The sequence below is a fragment of the Alicyclobacillus suci genome, assembly GCF_017329615.1.
GTDB lineage: Bacteria > Bacillota > Bacilli > Alicyclobacillales > Alicyclobacillaceae > Alicyclobacillus > Alicyclobacillus suci.
The window spans coordinates 1-1,544 of record NZ_JAFMTW010000117.1 but is presented as its reverse complement, the minus strand read 5'-3'; the positions used below and the strand labels follow the sequence as shown (position 1 = coordinate 1,544).

Annotated in this window: 1 protein-coding gene; it reads right to left on the bottom strand. The window is 49.8% G+C overall.

Features of this window, described 5'->3' with window-relative positions; all coding sequences use genetic code 11:
- Positions 1-127: 127 nt before the first annotated feature.
- The gene (locus J3482_RS20000) at positions 128-1,303 is read right to left on the bottom strand and encodes an IS110 family RNA-guided transposase (protein ID WP_206923061.1); all 1,176 of its coding nucleotides are present in this window, start codon (positions 1,301-1,303) and stop codon (positions 128-130) included.
- Between the last annotated feature and the right edge of the window lie 241 nt (positions 1,304-1,544).

Sequence of the window (1,544 nt, the reverse complement as noted above, 5' to 3'; positions counted from 1 at the left end):
AGACCAGCTATCTAATGTCAAGCACTCTTTCGAGTTCTAAGAACCATGAAGGGAAGTGATTTTTAGGCGCATCTATATAAGCCTGTCAAAGACAGACGTGGTTTGAATGTTCAGTCGATTCGCTACCTTACGCCATTGGTTCGTATGGCTTCTTATCCCGCAGAACGGCATGAATGATGTACGTCATTTTGCGGGCGACAGCGCCCGTTGCAGCCAGGTGATGTTTCCCTTGGGCACGCTTCTGTTCGTAAAAATCCCTAAGGATTGGGTTGTGCATTTTGGCGACATTTGCAGCAAGCCAAATCGCCCGTCGTAAGTACGGTGAGCCTCGTTTGGACATTCGGTTGTGGGTTCCGGTAAATTCGCCCGAACTTCGCACCGTAGGGTCGATTCCGGCGAACGCAACGAGCTTGACGCCAGTTGGAAATCTGGAAATGTCTCCGATTTCACCGAGTATCGCAGCAGCAAGAACCGGACCGATTCCCGGAATCGTTACGAGATTGGTGTCCATGCTCTTTAGGCGTTTTTCTATCTCGGCGTTCAGGGATTCTAACTGTTCCTCTGTAAAGCGAATTTGCTGAAGAAGCAGGCGCAATTGTAGCCGATACGCATCCAGCGCTGTGTCAATGCCAAACGACGAGGCAGCGGCAGACTTGAGCTCCTCCGCCTTGTCCAGTCCGAGACGGTTCCGACTGTGTTTGGCCATGAAAGCCGCCAATTCTTCTGTATCTACGGCAAGGATTTCTTCCGGTGTTGTGTATTCCATCAACAATTCGGAGGATGTCTTGCCAAATAGGTCGGAGAACAGTCGCTCGTATTCGGGAAACAACATATCGAGCACACTGATGACTTGCCGCTTTAGGTCTGAAATGGAATCGACCAGACTGAACCGAAACCGGCTCAATTGCCGTAAAGCAACGATTTCGTCACTGCCGAGTTCTGTCGTGGTGTACCGTCCAAAGCGCAACACCTCAGCAATGATGAATGCGTCTTTCGTGTCATTTTTGGTCTGTCGAATGTACATGTTGCGAAATGCATCCGACTGAATGGGATTGATGACCTGCACCTTGACACCATGCTTACGGAGAAACGAGTGTAACGCCAACCAGTAGTGGCCTGTAGCTTCTAGAGCGACTTCTGTGGATGACAAATCGGGATCGACATGCTGCATCCACTGGATCAGCTTCTGGCCACCAGCCTGCGTGTTTGGAAAACGTAGTGTCTTGCCTTGACTCTGTCCAGCTGAGTCGATGATACAGGCTTCATGATGGCGTTTGGCAATGTCAATACCAACAAAATACACAGCACGTACCTCCAAATGGGTCGGAACCGCACAACCTTGCGATCTACAACCTAGTTTGAGATTCGAAGACAGGGGTCAACCCCTCCAACATCCAGCTCATTCGTAAACGCTCGCAAGGCGGGGACTACATTCTTTCTGTCGAGAACCAATGGTCCCAAGGAGGTGATCGTAGTACCCCGACCGCTACGAGAATTTTATCTCAAAACTCTTTGGAGTACGTAACATCAATATACTAGGAGGT